Raw genomic sequence first — 3,670 nt, forward strand, 5'->3', positions numbered from 1 at the left:
GGTTTTATTTTGCCTAACATATTGCCACTATTTTATACTCAAATATACCATTTTTGGCAATAATTATCATCTATTTCTAGCTAAATTTTATTGTAATAAAATAACAATCAGACAGTTATTTGTTTTTTAAGGGATGACTAATTAGTTCTGATAAAACTAATTGTCCAATTTTTGTGAATTATCATAAGTCTGATGACATTTCAGGTACAACTAAATACAAAGATGGTTTCATTAACAAATTTGAATTTCAATGGATGTCAAAATCAAAAAGAACCCTTAAAAGTCCTGATGTCATTACAATTCGTGAAAACAAAATTAGACTTCCTTTATTCATAAAAAAAAGCAACGATGAGGGAACTGATTTTTATTATATGGGTGATGTACAGCCCATCGATTCATCATTCAAAAACGACAAATTAAAAGATGATAAAGGAAAAGATGTCAATGTTGTTACCCTTGTTTTCAAAATGAATGTTCCCGTTGAAGATAATTTATATAACTACTTGACAGAAGCAAACATCTAACCCTTCTTTCATCTCTATCTTATCCTTTACACCCAATTTTCTGTTATATCCATATAAAATATAGCACTGATACAGCACTGATATAGCACTGATATAGCACTGATACAGCACTAATACAGCACTGTTTTGATAGTCGTTAAGAAACTAAGAAGCTGATTTTCTTGGCTCCTGAGTAACCTAACAGTCCCTAATCAATGATCCCCGGTAACAATTTACTAATCGCTAATTGCTAACAGCTAATTGCTAATTGCTAATTGCTAACAGCTAATTGCTAAAAAATCGTTTTCGTATTTACAACCCCATAAAAAAATAGGTTATTTTTTAAAAAACTGATAAAAGTTAAGCTATACCCCTTAATTTTTTACTTTGTTTTACTTAAAATATAGTATAATTTATAATTTTACCCTACCAAAATAAGGGTAATTATATGAAATTGGAAAAACGTTGGGTGTCGGCTTTTGTGATGATAACCATTGTGGCCGTGGCAGGGTTGGTGTGGCCGCATACCGATCCCGTGGCGGAAACTCCCTTTGGCACAACCGACCAACTCAACTCCGCCGATATCGCTTGGATCTTGACGTCCTCATGCCTTGTGCTGCTCATGACCCCGGGACTTTCGTTCTTCTACGGCGGAATGGTTGGGAAGAAAAATGTGATTTCCACCATGCTCAAAAGTTTTATCTGCTTGGGCGTCATTAGTTTGCTCTGGGTAGTCGTCGGGTTTAGCCTTTCCTTTGGCGACCCCATCGGCATTACCCTCGACGGAAAATACTATGGCCTCATTGGCAATCCCATCGATTTTGCTTTTTTTGACCGCGTAGCCTTTTTGCCCCACCAAACCCTAGGAAACACGCTCCCCTTTATTTTGTATGCGTTGTTTCAAATGAAATTTGCCGTCATCACGCCCGCGATTATCACCGGGGCACTGGCCGAACGTATCCGTTTTATTTCGTTTTTATTATTTATTAGTTTGTTTACCCTGTTGATCTACGCCCCCTTATGCCACATGATTTGGCACCCTCACGGCCTTCTCGGTGGTTATTTTGGGGTGAAAGATTTTGCCGGCGGCACCGTCGTTCACATGAGCGCCGGATTTGCCGCACTGGCCGGGGTTATCGTGCTCGGAAAACGACAAAACAACGAACATATTCCCACCAACATTCCGTTTGTACTGCTCGGCACCGGACTCCTCTGGTTTGGGTGGTTTGGATTCAATGCAGGATCGGCCCTTGCCGCCAACGCCACCGCTGCCCTCGCCTTTGCTACCACCACGATTGCCTCTGCCGCAGCCATGCTTACCTGGGTATTCTTTGACCGCCTCAACGGGCGCAAAGTATCAGCTTTAGGTGCTTGTATTGGTGCCGTAGTCGGACTCGTAGCGATCACCCCCTCGGCAGGGTATGTGACCGTTCCGCAAAGCATCTTTTTTGGTTTCATTACCGCTTTGGTGTCCAACACCATGGTCTACTGGAAACGCTTACAGCAAATTGACGATACCCTAGATGTGTTTGCCTGTCACGGAGTGGGCGGAATTATGGGAATGATTCTCACCGCCCTTTTCGCGCAGGGGGAAAACGCCAGCCTTATCCATGGAGGTTGGTCGGTCTTTGGGCACCACATGGCCGCACTGGTCTTGGTGTCTGCCTTTACCTTTGGCGGCGCCTTTCTTTTGTTCAAACTCACCAACTTCCTTATCCCCATTCGCGTGAGCCAAGAATCGGAACAACTGGGCTTGGACTTGTCACAGCACGGGGAGAAAGTGTGATTTTGATTTGAAAATGTGATGATTTGAAGATTTGAAAATGAATTGTCCTTTTCACGTCTAAATAAACTAACGGTATTACACTTATTAAACCCATCCACTCTTTACACTTCTAAACAATTCCACTCCATACACTTTCTACACACTAGTTACCAGTCACAAATCACTAGCCACTAGTCACTAGTCACTAGTCACTAATCACTAATCACTAGTCACTAATCACTAGCCACTGAAAACTGCGACTGAAAACTGCGACTTTCAACTCATTCCGCTATCTTTGCCCTACAAACAAACCACTACATGACTACTAAAATTTTAATCATCGGAGCCTGTGGGCAAATAGGCACCGAGTTGACCGCACAACTCCGATTGCAGTATGGGGTTGAAAATGTGGTCGCTTCAGATATTCGCAAACTCAATATCGACATTGTCAATACGGGGATTTTTGAAGTCGTCAACGCACTCGATTACAACCAAATCGAACATTTAATTGAAAAATACCACATTACCGACGTGTATTTGATGGCGGCACTCTTGTCGGCTACCGCTGAAAAGAATCCGGCCTTTGCCTGGGATTTGAACATGAATTCTTTGTTTCACGTGTTGAATTTGGCCAAAGCGGGGAAGATTAAAAAAATCTTTTGGCCTTCGAGTATTGCGGTATTTGGCCCGACGACGCCGCGAGAAAACACGCCGCAATACACCATTATGGAACCCACAACGGTGTATGGGATTTCAAAACAAACGGGCGAACGTTGGTGCGAATACTACCACCACCAATATGGGGTTGATGTGCGCAGTATTCGGTACCCGGGCTTGATTAGCTGGACCTCTGAACCGGGCGGTGGGACTACCGATTATGCCGTAGACATTTACCACAAAGCCTTGGAGGACGGAAAATACGAATGTTTCTTGCGCGACAATTCCAAACTACCCATGATGTACATGGCAGATGCGATTCGCGCCACCATTGAAATCATGCAAGCCGACGCGGAGGCGATTAAAATTCGTTCCTCCTATAATCTAGCGGGGATCAGTTTTACCCCTGCCGAAATTGCCGCCGAAATCACCAAGCACATTCCTGATTTTACGATTACGTACAACCCCGACTTCCGACAAAAGATTGCCGATTCCTGGCCGGCCTCGATTGACGACTCTTGTGCACGCACCGATTGGGGTTGGAAACACAAATACGACATGAGTGCAATGACCCAAGTGATGTTGGAGAATTTACGGAAATAACAAAAAGAAGCCGTCTCACAACTTGAGACGGTTTTTTTTTACGTTTTTTCTTGCATAAAAGAGTTGCAATTTGTATATTTATATCTGATTTACAGATGATTAGACATGAATTTCAAACACTACAATCAACGTCAAACCACAC

General features: G+C 42.7%; 3 protein-coding genes. All 3 read left to right on the forward strand.

What is annotated here, in order from left to right; all coding sequences use genetic code 11:
* The first annotated feature begins 140 nt into the window (after window positions 1-140).
* The 3 genes from O9316_RS09225 (at window position 141) to O9316_RS09235 (ending at window position 3,528) form a co-directional block, all read left to right on the forward strand.
* Window positions 141-524 (forward strand): DUF3427 domain-containing protein, encoded by a 384-nt coding sequence (locus O9316_RS09225; protein WP_298205684.1) that lies wholly within the window; start codon window positions 141-143, stop codon window positions 522-524.
* A gap of 427 nt (window positions 525-951) precedes the next feature.
* Window positions 952-2,289: an ammonium transporter gene (locus O9316_RS09230; RefSeq protein WP_298205677.1), complete on the forward strand. Its 1,338-nt coding sequence runs from the start codon at window positions 952-954 to the stop codon at window positions 2,287-2,289.
* 297 nt (window positions 2,290-2,586) lie between these two features.
* Complete coding sequence (locus O9316_RS09235; protein WP_298205678.1) at window positions 2,587-3,528, forward strand: L-threonine 3-dehydrogenase; 942 nt, start codon at window positions 2,587-2,589, stop codon at window positions 3,526-3,528.
* Window positions 3,529-3,670: the final 142 nt, after the last annotated feature.

It is taken from the genome of Flavobacterium sp. (assembly GCF_027533505.1).
Lineage (GTDB): Bacteria > Bacteroidota > Bacteroidia > Flavobacteriales > Flavobacteriaceae > Flavobacterium.